This window comes from Pseudoalteromonas sp. Angola-4 (assembly GCF_028599265.1).
Taxonomy (GTDB): domain Bacteria; phylum Pseudomonadota; class Gammaproteobacteria; order Enterobacterales; family Alteromonadaceae; genus Pseudoalteromonas; species Pseudoalteromonas atlantica.
In genome coordinates, this window is record NZ_JAQREK010000130.1 from 1 (window position 1) to 255 (window position 255).

General features: G+C 43.5%; 1 protein-coding gene. It reads right to left on the reverse strand.

Features of this window, described 5'->3' with window-relative positions; translation table 11 throughout:
* On the reverse strand, nucleotides 1-255 hold a 255-nt coding region (locus PSH48_RS21140; RefSeq protein ID WP_443197878.1), incomplete at both ends, for an IS3 family transposase.

Consider the following 255-nt stretch of genomic DNA (forward strand, 5'->3'; position numbering starts at 1 on the left):
GTTGATTTGGCTGCTCAGCAGTAAATTGACGATTAACTAAATCAAGTGGCTTATCTTGTTGCTCGTCAGGTATCGTTGTCTTATGTGCTTTACCCCGACGAACACCTTGAATTCCCATAACTCGCATAAATCGTTCGACTGTACAGCGGGCGACTTGATGGTCGTCAAGCTGTAGCTGCTTCCATATTTTTCTTGCACCATAAACTGACATATTATCCTCCCACACTTCGCGAATGAGTATTATCAGCTCAGCAT